14 protein-coding genes are annotated in these 17,087 nt (G+C 49.0%); 4 read left to right on the top strand and 10 right to left on the bottom strand.

Translation table 11 applies throughout. The features are described from left to right. Window positions 1-8: 8 nt before the first annotated feature. From LAT77_RS07140 to LAT77_RS07155, 4 genes are read right to left on the bottom strand one after another with little or no spacing between them, the layout of a single operon-like run. Window positions 9-830, bottom strand: coding sequence for a rhomboid family intramembrane serine protease (locus LAT77_RS07140; RefSeq protein ID WP_290563871.1), 822 nt, complete (start codon window positions 828-830; stop codon window positions 9-11). Continuing rightward, a complete protein-coding gene (gene glpE / locus LAT77_RS07145) occupies window positions 823-1,146 on the bottom strand; it encodes a thiosulfate sulfurtransferase GlpE (RefSeq protein ID WP_290563872.1) in 324 nt (107 codons plus the stop codon). Before glpE ends, LAT77_RS07140 begins: the two co-directional genes overlap by 8 nt. A gap of 20 nt (window positions 1,147-1,166) precedes the next feature. Further along, complete coding sequence (gene tdh, locus LAT77_RS07150; RefSeq protein ID WP_290563873.1) at window positions 1,167-2,192, bottom strand: L-threonine 3-dehydrogenase; 1,026 nt, start codon at window positions 2,190-2,192, stop codon at window positions 1,167-1,169. A 41-nt stretch (window positions 2,193-2,233) separates the two neighbouring features. Continuing rightward, entirely contained in the window at window positions 2,234-3,424 is a 1,191-nt protein-coding gene (locus LAT77_RS07155; RefSeq protein WP_290563874.1) for a glycine C-acetyltransferase, read from the bottom strand. A gap of 190 nt (window positions 3,425-3,614) precedes the next feature. On the opposite strand from LAT77_RS07155, the gene coaD reads away from it, so the two are divergent. The 3 genes from coaD (at window position 3,615) to LAT77_RS07170 (ending at window position 8,752) form a co-directional block, all read left to right on the top strand. Continuing rightward, window positions 3,615-4,106 (top strand): pantetheine-phosphate adenylyltransferase, encoded by a 492-nt coding sequence (coaD, locus tag LAT77_RS07160; protein WP_290563875.1) that lies wholly within the window; start codon window positions 3,615-3,617, stop codon window positions 4,104-4,106. A 114-nt stretch (window positions 4,107-4,220) separates the two neighbouring features. Beyond that, complete coding sequence (gene pckA / locus LAT77_RS07165) at window positions 4,221-5,822, top strand: phosphoenolpyruvate carboxykinase (ATP) (RefSeq protein WP_290563876.1); 1,602 nt, start codon at window positions 4,221-4,223, stop codon at window positions 5,820-5,822. Between the two features lie 158 nt (window positions 5,823-5,980). Beyond that, window positions 5,981-8,752 carry an EAL domain-containing protein gene (locus tag LAT77_RS07170; RefSeq protein ID WP_290563877.1) on the top strand — a complete coding sequence of 924 codons (2,772 nt, stop codon included), beginning with the start codon at window positions 5,981-5,983 and terminating at the stop codon, window positions 8,750-8,752. A gap of 180 nt (window positions 8,753-8,932) precedes the next feature. On the opposite strand, the gene LAT77_RS07175 is transcribed toward LAT77_RS07170, so the two are convergent. Together LAT77_RS07175 and fabR are read right to left on the bottom strand one after the other, a co-directional pair. Further along, a complete protein-coding gene (locus LAT77_RS07175; protein ID WP_290563878.1) occupies window positions 8,933-10,966 on the bottom strand; it encodes a S9 family peptidase in 2,034 nt (677 codons plus the stop codon). 50 nt (window positions 10,967-11,016) lie between these two features. Continuing rightward, complete coding sequence (gene fabR, locus LAT77_RS07180; protein WP_290563910.1) at window positions 11,017-11,652, bottom strand: HTH-type transcriptional repressor FabR; 636 nt, start codon at window positions 11,650-11,652, stop codon at window positions 11,017-11,019. Window positions 11,653-11,814: 162 nt separating this feature from the next. On the opposite strand from fabR, the gene LAT77_RS07185 reads away from it, so the two are divergent. Continuing rightward, window positions 11,815-12,789, top strand: coding sequence for a fatty acid desaturase (locus LAT77_RS07185; protein ID WP_290563879.1), 975 nt, complete (start codon window positions 11,815-11,817; stop codon window positions 12,787-12,789). Here LAT77_RS07185 and LAT77_RS07190 read toward each other — a convergent pair. The 4 genes from LAT77_RS07190 to greB all read right to left on the bottom strand — a co-directional run bounded on the left by LAT77_RS07190 (window position 12,723) and on the right by greB (window position 17,029). Then, complete coding sequence (locus LAT77_RS07190; RefSeq protein WP_290563880.1) at window positions 12,723-13,646, bottom strand: AEC family transporter; 924 nt, start codon at window positions 13,644-13,646, stop codon at window positions 12,723-12,725. The two genes, LAT77_RS07185 and LAT77_RS07190, sit on opposite strands and share 67 nt — an antisense overlap. A gap of 20 nt (window positions 13,647-13,666) precedes the next feature. After that, window positions 13,667-15,994 (bottom strand): Tex family protein, encoded by a 2,328-nt coding sequence (locus LAT77_RS07195; protein ID WP_290563881.1) that lies wholly within the window; start codon window positions 15,992-15,994, stop codon window positions 13,667-13,669. Between the two features lie 131 nt (window positions 15,995-16,125). Continuing rightward, window positions 16,126-16,308: a carbon storage regulator CsrA gene (csrA, locus tag LAT77_RS07200; protein WP_290563882.1), complete on the bottom strand. Its 183-nt coding sequence runs from the start codon at window positions 16,306-16,308 to the stop codon at window positions 16,126-16,128. Between the two features lie 238 nt (window positions 16,309-16,546). Then, window positions 16,547-17,029, bottom strand: coding sequence for a transcription elongation factor GreB (greB, locus tag LAT77_RS07205; RefSeq protein ID WP_290563883.1), 483 nt, complete (start codon window positions 17,027-17,029; stop codon window positions 16,547-16,549). Window positions 17,030-17,087 lie beyond the last annotated feature (58 nt).

Raw genomic sequence — 17,087 nt, forward strand, 5'->3', positions numbered from 1 at the left:
TGGTCCTATTAACGTCGAAGTGCAGGGCGTTTGTTGCGCAATAAGAGACCCAAGGCGATACCGCTCAGCAGTCCGACACTATGCGCTTCGTTTGCCATATTCACCCAAAGTAAGTCGGTGTAGCCGAGTAATAACCATCCAATCATGAATACGAGTAGCGCAGGCGGCAACGCGAGTGGATGCCAAGGGCGCTTCCAAGCCACCACCATGGCAAAACCGAGCAGGCCATAAACGACGCCCGAAAGACCGCCAAATAAAGGCCCGGACATAAACCACTGTGCATAGTTTGAAGTCACGGCGGTGACAATAGTGACGAATATAAGCGTTGTACTGCCGTAGGTGAGTTCTAAACGACCACCGAGGTACCACCACCAAAACAAGTTGAAAATAAGGTGAGTGGCGGAGAAGTGTAAAAAAATCGGTGTCACCCAGCGCCAAGGCTGTGAAACTTCAAGAACTTGACCGCCGTAAGGGGAAAAGATGAGGTAACTTAAGGTCAGGTCGGGAGCAATGAACCATTGCGCGACAGCAGCTAAAACAACAATCGCAAAAATAACAAACGTAAAAATGCCCGCTTGGCGAGCGAGTAATTGCCACATTGCAGCGGCACCGAGATTGGCAACGGGGGCTTGACTTGGCTGTTCAGCGGGCGGGTTCGCTTTGTATTCGCGAATAAACTCGCGCGCGGCTGCTTCATAACTTGCTTGTACCAGCCAAAGCTCGAGCGTGCTGCCCCGCTCAGTCACAGTCACCGGCATACCGGCGCGACGCAGTGCATTTTGCAATGCTAACACTTCCTGACTGTTAGCACTGCTTAAAAGCTTAATCACGGGCCACCTGTTCGGGGAAACTCGTGGCCCATGCAGTCATACCACCGTCAAGACTGTAAACGTTCTCAAAGCCTTGCTCAGCAAGATATTGGCCGGCACTTTGACTACTCACACCGTGGTAGCAAACAACGAGCAATGGCGCATCGAAGTCACTTTCCAGCATAAAGTTCTGTAGGTTTTCATTACTTAACCGAACTGAGCCGGGAATGTGCGCCTGACCAAATGAGGTTGGATCACGGAGATCAGCGACCTGCACGTTGCCTTTGGCCATCATCGCCTGTGCGTCGGCTGCGGAAATACGCTGAAAAACACCCATGGATTCAACCTCTTGTAACGTTAGTCCCAGCTTAAAATCACTTTACCTGATTTTCCTGACAACATGGTATCGAAACCTTGTTGGAAATCATCGACATGGAAATGATGCGTGATCATCGGCGATAAGTCGAGACCAGACTGCAGGAGTGCTGCCATTTTGTACCAGGTCTCGAACATTTCACGGCCATAAATGCCTTTGATCACGAGGCCTTTGAAAATGACTTGGTTCCAATCAATCGCCATGTCTCCCGGAGGAATGCCGAGCAGCGCAACCTTGCCACCATGGTTCATGGTTTTCAGCATTTGATTAAACGCAACCGTCACACCCGACATTTCCAGTCCGACATCGAAGCCTTCGGTCATATCGAGCTCTTTCATGACGTCTTCCAACTTGGTATTCATGGTATTGACCGCTCGGGTCGCGCCCATTTTCGTGGCGAGTTCTAGACGGTAGTCATTGATGTCTGTAATCACAACATGGCGAGCACCAGCATGGCGGGCGACCGCCGCAGCCATAATGCCAATCGGACCTGCGCCCGTGATCAAAACGTCTTCACCGACTAAGTCGAATGACAACGCTGTGTGTACCGCATTACCAAAGGGGTCGAAAATCGCGGCCATGTCGTCGGAAATATTGTCTGGTAATTTGAACGCGTTTTCCGCAGGAATCACCAAATACTCCGCGAATGCGCCTGGTCGATTGACGCCGACGCCTGTGGTGTTGCGACACAAGTGGCGACGACCTGCGCGGCAGTTCCGGCAATGTCCACAGGTGATGTGGCCTTCGCCAGACACGCGATCGCCTATCTTAAAGCCGCGGACACCCTCGCCGAGCGCGGCAACTTCACCGACATACTCATGACCGACGGTCATCCTCAGAGGAATGGTGTTCTGTGACCACTCGTCCCACTTATAAATGTGCACATCAGTGCCGCAAATCGCGGTCTTTTTAATCTTAATTAAGAGATCGTTGTAACCGTACTCAGGAACGTCTGTTTCAGACATCCATATACCTGGTTCTGCTTTTAATTTTGCTAATACTTTCATATCAAACTCACTTGGTTGATGCGAGTATGGAAACGGACGTCTTAAATGACGCCCAAGTCTTTACCGACACGAATAAATGCGTCGATTGTTTTGTCGAGTTGTTCGCGAGTGTGCGCCGCCGACATTTGTGTCCGAATGCGTGCTTGCCCTTTTGGTACCACAGGGAAGGAGAAGCCGATCACGTAAACACCTTCAGCTAACATGCGGTCTGCCATCTCTGATGCTAACTTGGCGTCACCGAGCATCACTGGGATAATCGCGTGGTCGGCACCAGCAAGCTTGAATCCAGCCGCTGTCATGCGCTCGCGGAAGTAATTGCTGTTGTCGATTAATCGTTGTCGCAATTCGTCACCGTTGCTGAGCATCTCAAGGACTTTAATGGATGCAGATACAATCGACGGTGCCAAGGAATTTGAGAATAGGTAAGGACGTGAGCGCTGACGTAGCCACTCGACCACTTCCTTTTTGCCTGAGGTAAAGCCGCCAGAAGCACCACCGAGTGCTTTGCCAAGGGTACCGGTAATGATATCGACGCGATCCATGACCTGATGATATTCGTGTGTGCCACGACCTTTTTGGCCAACAAAACCAACAGCATGCGAGTCGTCGACCATCACCATAGCGCCGTATTTCTCAGCTAAATCACAAATACCTGGTAAGTTGGCGATGATACCGTCCATCGAGAACACCCCGTCGGTCGCGATCAGCATATGCCGAGCGCCGTCAGCAACCGCTTGCTGCAGTTGTTTCTCAAGGTCAGCAACGTCGTTGTTCGCGTAGCGGTAGCGCTTAGCTTTGCACAGACGAACGCCGTCGATGATGCTGGCATGATTCAACGCGTCGCTAATAATTGCGTCTTCTGGGCCGAGAATGGTTTCGAATAAACCCGCGTTGGCGTCGAAACAGGATGAATACAAAATTGTATCTTCGGTGCCTAAAAACTCACTGAGTTTGGTCTCAAGTGTTTTGTGAATATCTTGCGTGCCGCAAATGAAGCGCACCGACGCAACACCAAAGCCGTGACTGTCGAGGCCATCTTTGGCGGCCTGAATGAGGTCAGGATGATTCGCCAAGCCCAAATAGTTGTTGGCGCAAAAATTAAGTACTTTTTGGCCATTGACTTCAATTTCAGAGTACTGTGAAGAAACGATTACCCGTTCCTTCTTGAATAATCCTTCCGCTTTGACTTCAGCGAGTTGGTCGCTTAACTGTTGGTAAAATGCTTCTTTCATTTCAATCTCCTGAAGTTTTGGCAGCTCATGTAGGCGCGTATTTTACGTGTTCGCGTATCGATTTGCAGCACCCTTTGTCGAATATTCCGGTCTGACCATAAAATTTAACCGCGAAACTGTGACCAATGGACGCATTCCCATCCATCCGTTACTATTCTATTCATGTTCTTTTCATAGATTAGCAAAGCTTATGTATCGACGCGCAATATATCCAGGAACGTTTGACCCGATTACGAACGGCCACTTTGATTTGATTGAACGAGCGGCCAAATTATTCTCTGAAGTGATTGTCGGCGTGGCTGCCAATACCAGTAAGAAGCCGCTATTCACGTTGGAAGAGCGGGTTGCGTTGGTTGAACAAGTCACTGCGGGCTTAGATAATGTTCGTGTATTAGGCTTTACTGGCCTGCTTGCTGACTTGGCTCGAGAACAAAAGGCGCACGTTCTCATTCGCGGCTTACGGGCGGTGTCAGACTTTGAGTTTGAGTTTCAATTAGCCAACATGAATCGCCGTTTGAATCCAGATTTGGAAAGTGTTTTTCTCACACCGTCAGAGGAAAACTCATTTATTTCATCGACTTTGGTCAAAGAAGTGGCATTGCACGGTGGTGACGTGAGTCAATTTACACCGCCTGAAATTGTTCAGGCTCTCGGGCAGAAGTTCAAGGGAAGAGGGGGCTAGGTCAGGAAGTGGCGGTAATTTGCGCTATCTTTTTGGCGTCAAAAACGCTATGATTTTGCCCGCATATTACACACTTAAACCCATTTATCATTCGTATCCGCAGGAGCCCTTCGCATGACTGATCTGGATCTGAGCCACTATGGCATTACAGACGTCACCGAAATTGTCTACAACCCTTCTTACGATTTATTATTTGCTGAAGAGACACGCAGCGATCTTGAAGGTTATGAACAAGGACGTGTTACAAAGACTGGTGCAGTTGCCGTCGATACCGGTATCTTTACCGGTCGTTCACCGAAAGACAAATATATTGTTCGCGATGACACCACTCGCGATACAGTCTGGTGGTCTGATCAAGGCAAGAACGACAACAAGCCAATTTCTCCAGAAGTATGGACTGACTTAAAGCAGCTGGTAACAAAGCAGCTTTCTGGCAAGCGCCTGTTTGTGGTCGACACCTATTGCGGAGCGAATGAAGACACGCGTTTAGCGGTGCGTTTCATTACAGAAGTGGCGTGGCAGGCACATTTCGTCAAGAACATGTTCATTCGTCCGAGCGACGAGGAGCTGAAAACCTTTAAGCCTGACTTCGTGGTGATGAACGGTGCGAAGTGCACGAATCCGAACTTCGAAAAGCACGGTTTAAATTCTGAGAACTTTGTTGCCTTTAACCTGACTGAGCGCATGCAGTTAATCGGCGGTACTTGGTACGGCGGAGAAATGAAGAAAGGTATGTTCTCAATGATGAACTACTTCCTGCCGTTGCAAGGCATTGCTTCAATGCACTGTTCTGCTAACGTCGGCGAGGCGGGCGATGTCGCTGTCTTCTTTGGTTTATCAGGCACCGGCAAAACAACCTTGTCCACGGATCCGAAGCGTCAGCTCATCGGTGACGACGAGCATGGCTGGGACGATGACGGTGTGTTCAACTTTGAGGGCGGGTGTTACGCGAAGACCATTAACCTCAGCGAAGAAGCAGAACCCGACATTTATCGCGCCATTCGCCGTGACGCATTATTAGAAAACGTCACCGTGTTGGACGACGGAACTGTTGACTTTGATGACGGTTCGAAAACAGAGAACACTCGTGTTTCTTACCCGATTTACCATATCGACAATATTGTTAAGCCAGTGTCGAAAGCGGGTCATGCGAAGAAAGTTATTTTCTTAACCGCAGACGCCTTCGGTGTGTTGCCGCCAGTGTCTAAATTAACCACGGAACAAGCAAAGTATCATTTCTTGTCAGGTTTTACCGCAAAACTAGCGGGTACTGAGCGCGGCATTACCGAGCCAACCCCAACGTTTTCAGCTTGTTTCGGTGCTGCGTTCTTGAGCTTGCACCCAACGAAATATGCAGAAGTATTAGCCAAACGCATGGCAGCTTCGGGCGCTGAAGCTTATCTGGTAAACACTGGGTGGAACGGCACGGGCAAACGCATTTCAATTAAAGCAACACGTGCAATTATCGATGCAATCCTTGATGGTAGTATCGAAGACGCCGAATTTATTCAATTGCCATACTTTAACTTGGCTGTGCCAACAGCGCTACCAGGTGTAGAAGATTCCAGTATTCTTGATCCGCGCCGCACTTACGCGAACGTTCAAGACTGGGACGCGAAGGCAAAAGATTTAGCCGGCCGCTTCATCAGCAACTTCGAGAAATTTACCGATAATGAAGAAGGGCAATCGTTGGTTGCCGCAGGTCCTCAGCTTTAATTGAGCGATCGCTTAATAAAGCCAGCTTATGCTGGCTTTTTTTATGAAGTTTTTTTGGGGGTTATCACCTAATTCTACTGTCCAGTCATGAATTCTCTTTGACCCCTAGAACGAAAACCCATACACTCGAAACATAATTATAACAATCGGAAATTACTTTGCGTCGGCCTCTAATTCATTCGAGTACACCGGCGGTTGCAGCCTTCTATACCATTGTTTTTGCGGCAATTGTAACCGGGGCACTCGGCCTAACTTATTACACATTTTTTCCAGTAACACAGCCGTTATTGGAAGTTATTTCGACCACTGCTGCGGTTGTCTCCCTTGCGGTAGGTTTTGCAATGCTCGGTGCCATCCGGGATATGCATTTAGTGCGTGTTGTCTTCTCTGCATTAGTCACTCTATCTTCAACTTACTCGGTCATTAAAGGTGTGTATTTTCCTGACTCTGCGTTAATTCCGTTTTCGCTAGTCAGTGCTTCCGTCTATTGGCCAATCTCGTCTTTATTCATCGTAATGGGCGTTTGTTTACTATTCGGAATCTCACCGAATAAACGGCGCGTGTTATGGCGTACCTGCGGCGTACTCTGTACTTTGGCGGGTTTAGTCTATTTAGGCATGTGTTGGTTCGGCGATAATTACCAGCTCTTTGGCAAGCATCCGATTGTCGTGACCATTAGTGCACTGTATTTGTCGATGTTCGGCGTGGCATTATTTATCGGCTCATACCTTCGGGACGTGAGTAGCCTAAAGCCGAGTGTTCGGGCAATTTGGGTTGGTGCGTTATCCGTGATCACGGTCTGCTCTTTTTGGTTTGCGTTAACCGTCTCAGAGGTACAACGGACGGCTCAACAAGCTGACCGCTATTTAGTCCAAACCGTTGCCTTGCGTGAACTCGTAACGCACCAAAACGTGCAACTTATGCAACGGCTTGCGCGGCGCTGGCAAAACATCGGGCTGGACGAGCTTCCTTTGCTTATGGAGGTCGATGTACTTTCATACTTGAATGATGTACCGCACCTTTCGTCGATCCTTTTTCTCGATGCAGACGGCCAATTGGACTGGGAAGAACGTAAGCCCGAACAAATTGCATTTGCACCACTACTCGACACGCCAGATGTCCAGCGTTGGTTGGTTACTAGTGCTCGTCAACCCAGCTTCCATGCGCCGATACAATCCTATCAAGCACCTTATTCGACGGTCATTATGGTGAAATTGCCCGTGTTTCGACCCGAGCACAATGATGAGGGTGCTCGGCGAACCCAACTTTTTGGGACGGTCATCGCTGTATTTGATTTTGCCAAGTTGGTTAATCCGACGGGTTCAAACGCAGTCACACTGCTGCATACCCACGTACGGGTTAACGATTACTATTTACTGCGCAGCACAGGTGAAACGACCGAGGTGATTGACACTCGTGAACGCACACCTCAGGCGTTGTATGCGGTGGCTCGAAACATGCGCATGCCATTCGGTATAAACATGCCGCTTGAGGGTTATTTGATTGACCTTCAACCATTGGTGAATTTAGCCAATTTGTATGTTCTGGTTTTAATGGGCGGTCTGTTGCTTGCAGTATTTTTGGTGATTAGCAGCGAAACGGGGCAAATTCTCCGCGCGCAGCGACGACGGTTAAAGATTCAAGCAACCCATGATTCACTGACTGGCTTGGTCAACCGAACGGTGATCGAAGATCAGTTGCAACACTGGTGTCAAGCGAGTGAACAGAGTGGCGAAACGATTGGTGTCTTATTTATCGATCTGGATGGCTTTAAACCCGTAAACGACAGTATGGGACTTGCAATCGGTGATCGTTTATTGCAGGAGACAGCAACGCGGATCCAGCGTGCAGTGAACCAACATTGTGTCGTTGGTCGTTTCGGAGGCGATGAGTTTATTGTACTGGTACCGAAACTCAGCGTCGAAACACCATTAACCGATGTGGTTGCCGAATTACTCTCAACCATTGCCCAACCCTACCATATCGAGCAATATCGTTTGTATATTACTGCGAGCATCGGCGTCACCACATCCATTCAAAGTCCACTCGATGCGAAGCAAATGATTCAACATGCCGACATGGCAATGTATCAAGCTAAGCGCCTTGGACGTAATCATTATCACATGTACTCGAGTGAGATTAGCCAGCACTTCTATGAGTCTGTGACGTTGCGCAACCAGTTGCAGCATGTGCTCGAAAAGGGGGCCTTAAAACTCTATTATCAACCCATTATTCGCAGCCAGGATGCAAAAGTCGTCGGTGTTGAAGCGTTGCTGCGTTGGCAGCGGGACGATGGAAGTTTCGTGCCGCCGAGCGCGTTTATTCCGCTCGCTGAGGACACCGGCCAGATTATTCCGATTAGTTCTTGGGTTTTGCACCAAGCCTGTGTTGACGGCTTGAAAATGCAAGAGTTTGGCGATATTGAAATGGCGATCAATTTGTCAGCACGACAGTTCAGTCGCTCGAACTTTATTGAGTCATTGACGCACACCTTAAATCTAACCGGCTTCTCAGCGCGACTTTTACACCTTGAATTAACCGAGAGTGTCTTAATGGATGATACCCGCCGGGCTATCGAACAGCTGTCAAAGTTACGCGCACGACACTTCCGCGTTTCACTCGATGACTTTGGTACTGGCTTTTCGAGTTTGGCGTATCTGAAAACACTGCCGGTGGACTGCTTAAAGATAGATCGTAGCTTTATCAAAGATGTGACCGAAGACGAGAACGACGCTGCGATCACGCGCAGCATTATTGATATGGCCAAGCAACTCAAATTAAGCATTATTGCCGAAGGTGTTGAGACCAAAGCGCAAGCGCAATTTATTCGCGAAGCCGGTGTCGAGTTTATGCAGGGCTTTTATTTGGCGCGACCGATGCCATTGGACCAGCTACTTAACTTTCTTGCCGAACAAAACGGTGAGGTCTAGTTTAAAACCAGTGGCGTTGCGCACACGAAACGTGCTCCGCACCCCAGCGAGGGCAAACGCAAGCTAGTGTAAGAATTGACGTCAGCTTTTTTGTTCAAGTACGTGCTTCGCTTTCCGATCAGGTATAAAAAAGCCGCGGCAATTTTCCTGCCGCGGCTAGTGTCGATTGCTATTTAAATATTACAGACGCTCTGCATGCGGAAGTTCGTGTGCCGGAATGCCCTCTGCTTGTTCTATCAAGTAGTGATTCATCCAGCGCATGAGGCGCATTGCATAATCCAGTTGAGACGCTGAACGCGTGTTTCCGTGACCTTCGCCAGGGTAAAGCACCAAACGCACGGGGACATTACCGTGAACTTTCAAGTAGCGGTAAAGCTCCATCGATTGACTCGGATGCACACGGGTATCTTCAGCACCGTGCATGATCAGAATCGGAGTTCGTGCTTGTTCAGCCCAGTAAATTGGACTGCGCTCTAAATACCACTGCCATTTGTCCCATGGGTAACTCCGTGCATGCACCAAGTGCATCTCGTTAGGAATGTCGGTGGTACCAAATTTTGAAAGGTTATTGGAGATCCCAACGAACATTACACTGGCAGCAAAATGCTCAGTTTGTTTGGTCGCACCCCATGCTGACGCATAGCCACCGTATGAGCCGCCGGTGATGCCAACCCGATCTGGATCGGCTAGTCCAATGGCCACCAAATGCTCTTTCGCATCGACGATGTCGTCAAATTCTTTACCCGCATAGTCATTTTGACCTAGCTTCGAGAATTCAACACCACGTCCAGTACTACCGCGGTAGTTCGGGAAGAAGGTGGCAAAACCTTGCTGCGCCGCATACCAAGTTGGGCTTGAATAGCGGTCATTCCATCCATTGCGCACGTGTGCTTCTGGACCACCATGGATATTCATGATGACTGGAACAGGCGTACCTTCTTGATAATCGTGAGGGTAAACTAAAATGCCTTCCAGCGTCAGACCGTCGCGCGCTTCATGGATAATGACTTCCTGACGCGGTTGGCGAACGTCGGCTAACCAAGGATTCGAGTCAGTTACACGCGAGACTTCACCATTGCTAAAGTGGAAAACTTCAGGTGGATGAGCAGGGGTGTGTCCCACCAACGTGAGTTTACCACTGTCACTGATGCTATTCAGACGCGAGAAAATCGCTTGGCCTTGTTCGATCAAGGTCGAGGTTTCGCCACTGGCTAAATTAGTCACTCGAACTTCGGTTTCCACATGAATATCGGCTAACCAGATTAAACGGTCGTTGTCAGCCCAGATAATGTCTTGGACTTGGCCGATTAAGCCCGGCGCTAAATCGGTCAATGCACCATTTTCGAGATTAACTGAATACAGTCGACCGGTCGCTGGATCATGTTGGTCTTCGGCACCAATAATGGCGAGACGTTGGCCGTCTGGTGAAAACGCGGCGCTGCCAAGCTTGCCTTCGCTTTGCACGCGAACAACTTCTTCACCGTCGGTATTGAAGATGACGTAACTGCTCAACATGAGATCGTCATCGACTAATGTGGTCGGTGCCACGCGTGCCAACAGCTGTGCATGTTGTGGGCGGAACTGCACCGAATGAACATGCTCGTCCAGTTCAAGAACACGTGCTTTCAGCTCTTCTGCTTCAGTGTCGAGCAACCAAATTTGCGTTTTCAGGCTTTGCTCTTCATAGACTTGCGCACGAAAGCCCTTTTTCGCCAATTCGGTGGCCTTTTCAGGACCCTTTTCACGTGCGGTAAAGGTGATATGACGGCCGGTTGTGCAAAAGTCAAAGCTGCCGATTGCTGTTTCGTGGGTGTACACGCGAGTTGATTCACCACCGTTTACAGGAATCTTGTATAAGCTGGTGTGTTTGTCATCGCCGCGCTGCGATAAATAATACAGATATTGGTTATCACGGCTAAAACGGATTTGACCAATCCGCACGTCACCGGTAATAAATGGGACGATCTGGCCGGCGGCGTTATGAACAAATAGTTCGGTATAAGCGCCACCGTCATCTTCTTTATACGGTGTCCGCGGACGTACTTTGGTAAATGCAGTGACCGAGCCATCGGTTGTTGTAACAGCTTGTGCGACGCGTTGGGTCGTGATGACTTCCTCAAGCGTAATATCTCGTTGTTCCGCATGACTGACGGGAACCGTTACGGGAACCGTGACGAATAATATGACGCTGAGCCAACCAAGTAATCGACTCATGGCTTACTCCTTGTTGTTTGTTAGTTAATTCATAAATCTAAATCAGTGTATCAGTTTGACGCCGAGGTCGCATCCGTACTTGCGGCTTGCTGCATACTGGTTGCGCCCTGTGCAATCATACGTAGCTGTTGAATGGTTTGCTCTGCAAGTAGATGTCGTTCAGAGGGGGGCAGATCAAGCGCATCAGCACCGGCGCTGAACACGACACGGACCATGGCGTCGGCCTGAATTTCGGCAAGGTCGGTGGGTAATTGACGTTCGGTGTGCAAATAATCTGCAAGTTCAGACTTAAAGTGCTCGATTTCACGGGCGATTGCTAAGCGAAATTCCTTGGAAGTACCACTGCGTTCTTGCAGCAACAACCGGAATACACTGCTGTTATTGCTGATGAAATCCATAAAAATTTCAATCGAAATACGAATGACCGAGCCGCCTTTTGCAAGGCGTTGGCGGCTTTGCCGCAACAGTTGACGTAGGGTTAAACCGCCTTCATCAACCAAGGTTAGACCGAGTTCGTCCATATTCTGAAAGTGCCGGTAAAAGGAGGTTGGTGCTATTCCAGCTTCACGGGCAACTTCACGCAGGCTTAGGCTCGAAAAGGTGGTTTGCGGGCTCAATTGATTGAGTGCCGCGTCGATCAGTGCTCGCCGAGTTTTTTCTTTCTGTTTGGCGCGAATTCCTACCATGACCATGGTTCCTAAACCGAATGGGTAACTCGGGAATGTATCAGTGACGGCCATTAAATTCAATTTGTAGACTTGTTTTCTGCAGTGAGAAAGGGTAAATTCAGCGTACACGTGTTAGCCTAAATTTGCTTCACGTGTTGATTCAATCGTTGAGAGATGTACATGACAGAAAAACCTCCAATTTTGTGGCTCAATACCACACTCTTTGCTTCAACCCTCCTTGTTAGTCTTATTGGTGTACCTTGGTATCTTTGGTCACAAGGTTTTACTTGGCCATTATGGCTCGCTTTTATCGGTTTGTTTGTCTTTGCCGGTATTTCCATTACCGCTGGCTATCACCGTTTGTGGTCGCATAAAGCCTGGGATGCACATTGGTCGGTCCGAATTCTATTTGCTCTAGGCGGCGCCTTAGCATTGCAAAACAGTATTTTACATTGGGCCTCTGACCATCGTGAGCATCACAAACACGTTGATCATGAAGATAAAGACCCCTATTCCATAACCCGCGGTTTTTGGTTTGCCCATATCGGTTGGATGTTGCGTGAGTATCACGAAGATCGCTACAACGACTACCGCAATGTAAAAGATTTACAACGTGATCCTATCGTTCGTTGGCAGCACAAGCACTACCTAGCGCTCGTCTTAATTATGAACATTGGTTTACCTTTGGCAATCGGCTTGGCGCTGGGTCAAGTGGGTGGTGCGTTGTTAGTCTTGGGTGTATTTCGCTTGGTGCTTGGACACCATACGACCTTTTTCATTAACTCCTTGGCCCATGTCTGGGGAAAGCGTACTTACACCGAGAGCAACTCAGCGCGGGATAATGGCTGGTTGGCGTTATTAACCTTCGGTGAAGGCTATCACAACTTCCATCATATCTTTTCTGGTGATTACCGTAACGGTGTCCGTTGGTACCACTTTGATCCAACGAAATGGTTGATTCTGACGCTACGTAGTGTTGGGCTTGCGAAAAACCTCCGTCGTACCCGTGCGAGTGAAATCACTAAAGCACGCGATGCGATGCGCGCGAAACGAAAGTCGCCGCGCTCGCAAACCATGGTCGAGAAGTTTCAAGAAGAACTTTGTAATACCCAAGCCCAGATGGGCACAGTGAGCAATCCGAACAGAACACCATAACCCACCAAAGATGCAACAAACCTTGGTTTCAAACCGGCGCTAATCGCAATAGCGCCGGCACTGATCATAAAGGGCATTGATGCTTCCAGCACGGTGACTTGCGCCGCTAAACTCTGCATATCTAACGTACGAACCACGCCAAATGCCACCAATGGCATGACCAGCAATTTGATCACCATGGCAAAGGTAAATGGCAACAGATCTTCGCGCGGGATGCGAAACTGTAACTGGAAACCGACCGCAATCATAACGACCGGCACTAAAGTCGCAGCTAAATTGCTGATCAGGGGCTGAATCACTCGCGGATATTCGCTTTGACCAAAGAGAAGGGCGATCACTAAGGCGACAACAGGCGGAAACGTCAGAAGCTTCTTAGCAATGGCGAAACCACCGTTAGGTGCATGCGAACCTTCGTTGAGATTGCCATAGACGGCGGCAAAGGTAGAGGCGATGAACGCAAGCGCAACAAACGAACCGACCTGATCGTAAATGACCGCATAGGGTAGGCCCTCACTACCAAAGAAGGTTTCCACCATGGGAAAGCCAAGAAATGATGTGTTGCCCAAGGGCACGACGATCAATAAGGCACCCGTCAGTTCGCGCGACCACTTCATGATTCGAGCAGCGATTAAAATCAAGCCGATGGCTAATGGGTAAAGTAACCAAGGCATCAGTGCCGGTAACAAGACTTCGCTATTGAGCTCGAGCTTGGGTAGATGCAACAAAATCATCGCCGGTACAGCGACGTTAATGACATATTGATTAAGCACTTGGCCAGTATTCACTGGCATCAAGTGCAAACGTTTCAAACTCAGGCCAACCGCAAGGTAAGCGAGGATGAGTAGCATAGCATCCATGGTTCTCTAAGCTTCCTCGGTTAACGACGTTTTGCTTTGGCGAAGGCGTTGCCTAAGGCTTCGGCAAAGGCGTTATTCGCTGGTATAGATTCACTCCGCTTGGATTTGGCCGCAGTGGATGGCTTTCGTCCAGTGGTCGTTGACGATGGCACCGCAGCTTGGTCGATCGGATCGTGCAATCGCATGGTCAGGGCAATTCGCTTGCGCTCAGTATCCACGTCGATAACTTTGACCTTGACGACATCACCCGCTTTGACCACATCATGAGCATCGCTGACAAATTTATCTGCCAATGCCGAAATATGAACTAAACCGTCTTGATGAACGCCAATATCGACAAATGCGCCGAAGTTGGTCACGTTAGTGACCACACCTTCCAAGGTCATACCTATTTTTAAATCCGCGAGGGTTTCAACGCCTTCTTTAAACTCAGCGGTTTTGAACTCAGGACGTGGATCGCGACCCGGCTTTTCAAGTTCGCGAATAATATCGCTGACGGTCGGCACACCAAAATGGTCGTCGATGTAGTCTCGTGCGTTGAGTGACTTGAGGAAGCTGCTGTCACCGATGATGTCAGCGACCGCTTTGCCATTGGCCGCAGCAATGCGTTCAGCAATGGGATAAGCTTCTGGGTGCACGGAAGATCCATCTAATGGGTTACGACCGCCCATAATGCGCAAAAAACCTGCAGCTTGCTCGTAACTCTTTGGCCCCATTCGCGGCACTTTCAGCAGCGATTTCCGGCTAGCAAACGCGCCGTTTTGCTCGCGATAAGCGACAATATTGAGTGCTAAATTGCGATTTAGGCCGGCAACTCGAGCGAGTAGGGGAACCGAGGCAGTATTCACGTCGACACCGACAGCGTTTACACAGTCTTCGACGACAGCGTCGAGGCTTTGTGCCAACAAGGATTGACTGACGTCGTGCTGATATTGGCCCACACCGATCGCTTTTGGCTCAATTTTGACGAGTTCAGCAAGTGGGTCTTGTAAGCGCCGCGCAATTGATACCGCTCCGCGATACGATACATCAAGATCCGGAAACTCAAGTGCGGCCAATTCAGACGCCGAATAAACGGAGGCGCCGGCTTCACTGACCATAACTTTGGTCAGTTTAAATTGTGGATTCGCTTTCATTAGTTCAGCCACAAGTTTGTCGGTTTCACGTGAAGCTGTGCCATTACCAATCGCCACGAGTTCTACTTTATGCAGTTTGCACAAGGACGCCAAGGTTCTGAGCGCTTTGTCCCATTGGTTTTGCGGTGCATGCGGAAACACTGTACTTTGCGCGAGGAGCTTGCCAGTACCGTCGACAACCGTGGCTTTCACGCCAGTACGCAGTCCCGGATCTAAGCCGAGTGTTGTGCGTTGCCCAGCTGGCGCCGCCATCAATAGATCTTTCAGGTTGGTGGCAAAGACGTGTATCGCTGCAACTTCGGCTTGATCGCGCAATTGACCAAATAAGTCGGTTTCCATTCGCGGTAAGATTTTGATCCGCCATGTCCACTGGACGGTTTGCTTGCGCCAAGCACCCGCTAAACCCTGCTCAGTATCCAAGCTGAAATGCTCGGCGATGACTGGTTCGTAAGCACTGACTCGAACGCTTTCGTCCGTATTCGGATCGGCGTTTAAGCGAACTTGCAATACGCCCTCGTTACGCCCTCGAAAGAGCGCAAGTGCACGATGCGAAGGAATGCTGCGCAAACGTTCATGGTAATCGAAGTAATCGCGAAATTTCGACCCTTCCAGCTCTTTACCTGGGGCTACGGTTGCGGTCATTTCGGCGTCTTGCCATAGCCGTTGGCGAATCGTCTTCAGTAGTTGGGCGTCTTCGGAAAATTGCTCCATCAAAATGAAGCGTGCGCCTTCTAGCACGGCTTTTGTATCGGCAAAACCGGCGTCGGCATTGATAAACTCTGCGGCAAGTGTTTCCGGATCGGCGGATGCGGTGCGCAAGTTCTCGGCTAGTGGGCCAATGCCCGCTTCCAATGCAATTTGGCCCTTGGTGCGGCGTTTCGGCTTGTAAGGTAAGTAGAGATCTTCAAGTTCAGTTTTGGATTGACAAGTTTCAATCGCCGAACGCAGTTCAGCGGTGAGTTTGTCTTGATCGGCAATGCTTTTGAGGATAACCGCGCGACGCTCATGTAACTCACGCAAATAGCTCAAGCGACTGGCTAACGTTCGTAGTTGGGTATCGTCCAATCCACCCGTTGCTTCTTTTCGATAGCGGGCGATAAATGGAACAGTGGAGCCTTCGTCAAGCAGCGTAATCGTCGCTGTAACTTGTTGCACACTACATTGAAGTTCGGCCGCAATGTGCGCCGCAATCGAAGAAGAACCAGCAGTCATACCCATCTCTTTTAGTCAGTTAAAACAGATGGGATGGTATCATGAGAGCTTAGGAACGAGAACCAATACAAAGGTCGACTGTAGAGAATAACATAAGATTCAAACTTCGCGCGGCAGACGCTCGTGGCTGGTTAAAGCTTGTTTTTTTCTTTTTCAGCTTCGATACGCAGATAAATTTCTTCTCGATGAACAGAAATATGGCTTGGTGCATCGATACCGATCTTAACTTGATTGCCATTGACGGCTAAGACCGTGACCTTTACGTCGTCGTTAATGATCAGTGTTTCACCGACGCGTCGAGTTAATATAAGCATTTGCAGTTATTCCTCAGTGGACTTCGGTCTGTTCAGCAGACTCTTGGAATCTTTCCTAATCGTATGGTTTGACCATAATTGCCGGATATTATTCCAGCCTAATCGGGTAAAAGCATCCGTGTTGCGACAAATTGCGACGCAAGTCGGACAAGCATCGTAAAATAAACCTTTTTTTGGGAAAATGGAACCGCTAATTGAGCGATTCACAATCCAATGGCTACTTTTTATTTACTGCACTTTAGGTTGAGTTCTTTTGGTAAGAAATCGCAGTGATATACCAAGTCTTTTGTCCACTTGGCGTTGATACGGTGACTTCGTCATCCACCATTTTTTTCAAGAGCGCGCGCGCCATCGGTGAGTCGATGGAGATGTAATCGTTACGGCCATAAATTTCGTCAGGGCCAACGATTCGAAATGATTTGCGTTGTCCATCGATATCCTCGATATCGACCCACGCGCCAAAAAAGACGCGCCCGTCCTGTTGCGGAGAGTACTCGACGACTTTTAGTGCTTCGATGCGTTTTCTAAGATAACGCACGCGACTGTCAATTTGTCTTAGTAAGCGCTTGTTTTCTTTGTAATCTGCATTCTCGGAGCGATCACCAAGACTCGCTGCCCAAGTCACTTTCTTGGTGATTTCGGGTCGGTGTTCGCGCCATAAGTAATTAAGCTCCTTGTGGAGCTGTTCTAGTCCTTCAGCAGTAATCAAATTGGTTTTCACGGTTGTCCTGCATTCTTTTTTGATTGGAACTGATTATAATCGTAATCTTAGTGTACAG

Origin of the sequence: Aliidiomarina sp. (assembly GCF_022565475.1) — a bacterium.
Taxonomy (GTDB): Bacteria; Pseudomonadota; Gammaproteobacteria; order Enterobacterales; family Alteromonadaceae; genus Aliidiomarina.

What these genes read in the sequence shown, in the direction of transcription:
- pckA (WP_290563876.1), top strand. Translation starts at nt 4,221, where the DNA reads ATGACTGATCTGGATCTGAGCCACTATGGCATTACAGACGTCACCGAA.
- LAT77_RS07175 (WP_290563878.1), bottom strand. Translation starts at nt 10,966, where the DNA reads ATGAGTCGATTACTTGGTTGGCTCAGCGTCATATTATTCGTCACGGTT.
- fabR (WP_290563910.1), bottom strand. Translation starts at nt 11,652, where the DNA reads ATGGTAGGAATTCGCGCCAAACAGAAAGAAAAAACTCGGCGAGCACTG.
- glpE (WP_290563872.1), bottom strand. Translation starts at nt 1,146, where the DNA reads ATGGGTGTTTTTCAGCGTATTTCCGCAGCCGACGCACAGGCGATGATG.
- csrA (WP_290563882.1), bottom strand. Translation starts at nt 16,308, where the DNA reads ATGCTTATATTAACTCGACGCGTCGGTGAAACACTGATCATTAACGAC.
- LAT77_RS07190 (WP_290563880.1), bottom strand. Translation starts at nt 13,646, where the DNA reads ATGGATGCTATGCTACTCATCCTCGCTTACCTTGCGGTTGGCCTGAGT.
- tdh (WP_290563873.1), bottom strand. Translation starts at nt 2,192, where the DNA reads ATGAAAGTATTAGCAAAATTAAAAGCAGAACCAGGTATATGGATGTCT.
- LAT77_RS07155 (WP_290563874.1), bottom strand. Translation starts at nt 3,424, where the DNA reads ATGAAAGAAGCATTTTACCAACAGTTAAGCGACCAACTCGCTGAAGTC.
- LAT77_RS07185 (WP_290563879.1), top strand. Translation starts at nt 11,815, where the DNA reads ATGACAGAAAAACCTCCAATTTTGTGGCTCAATACCACACTCTTTGCT.
- LAT77_RS07195 (WP_290563881.1), bottom strand. Translation starts at nt 15,994, where the DNA reads ATGACTGCTGGTTCTTCTTCGATTGCGGCGCACATTGCGGCCGAACTT.
- coaD (WP_290563875.1), top strand. Translation starts at nt 3,615, where the DNA reads ATGTATCGACGCGCAATATATCCAGGAACGTTTGACCCGATTACGAAC.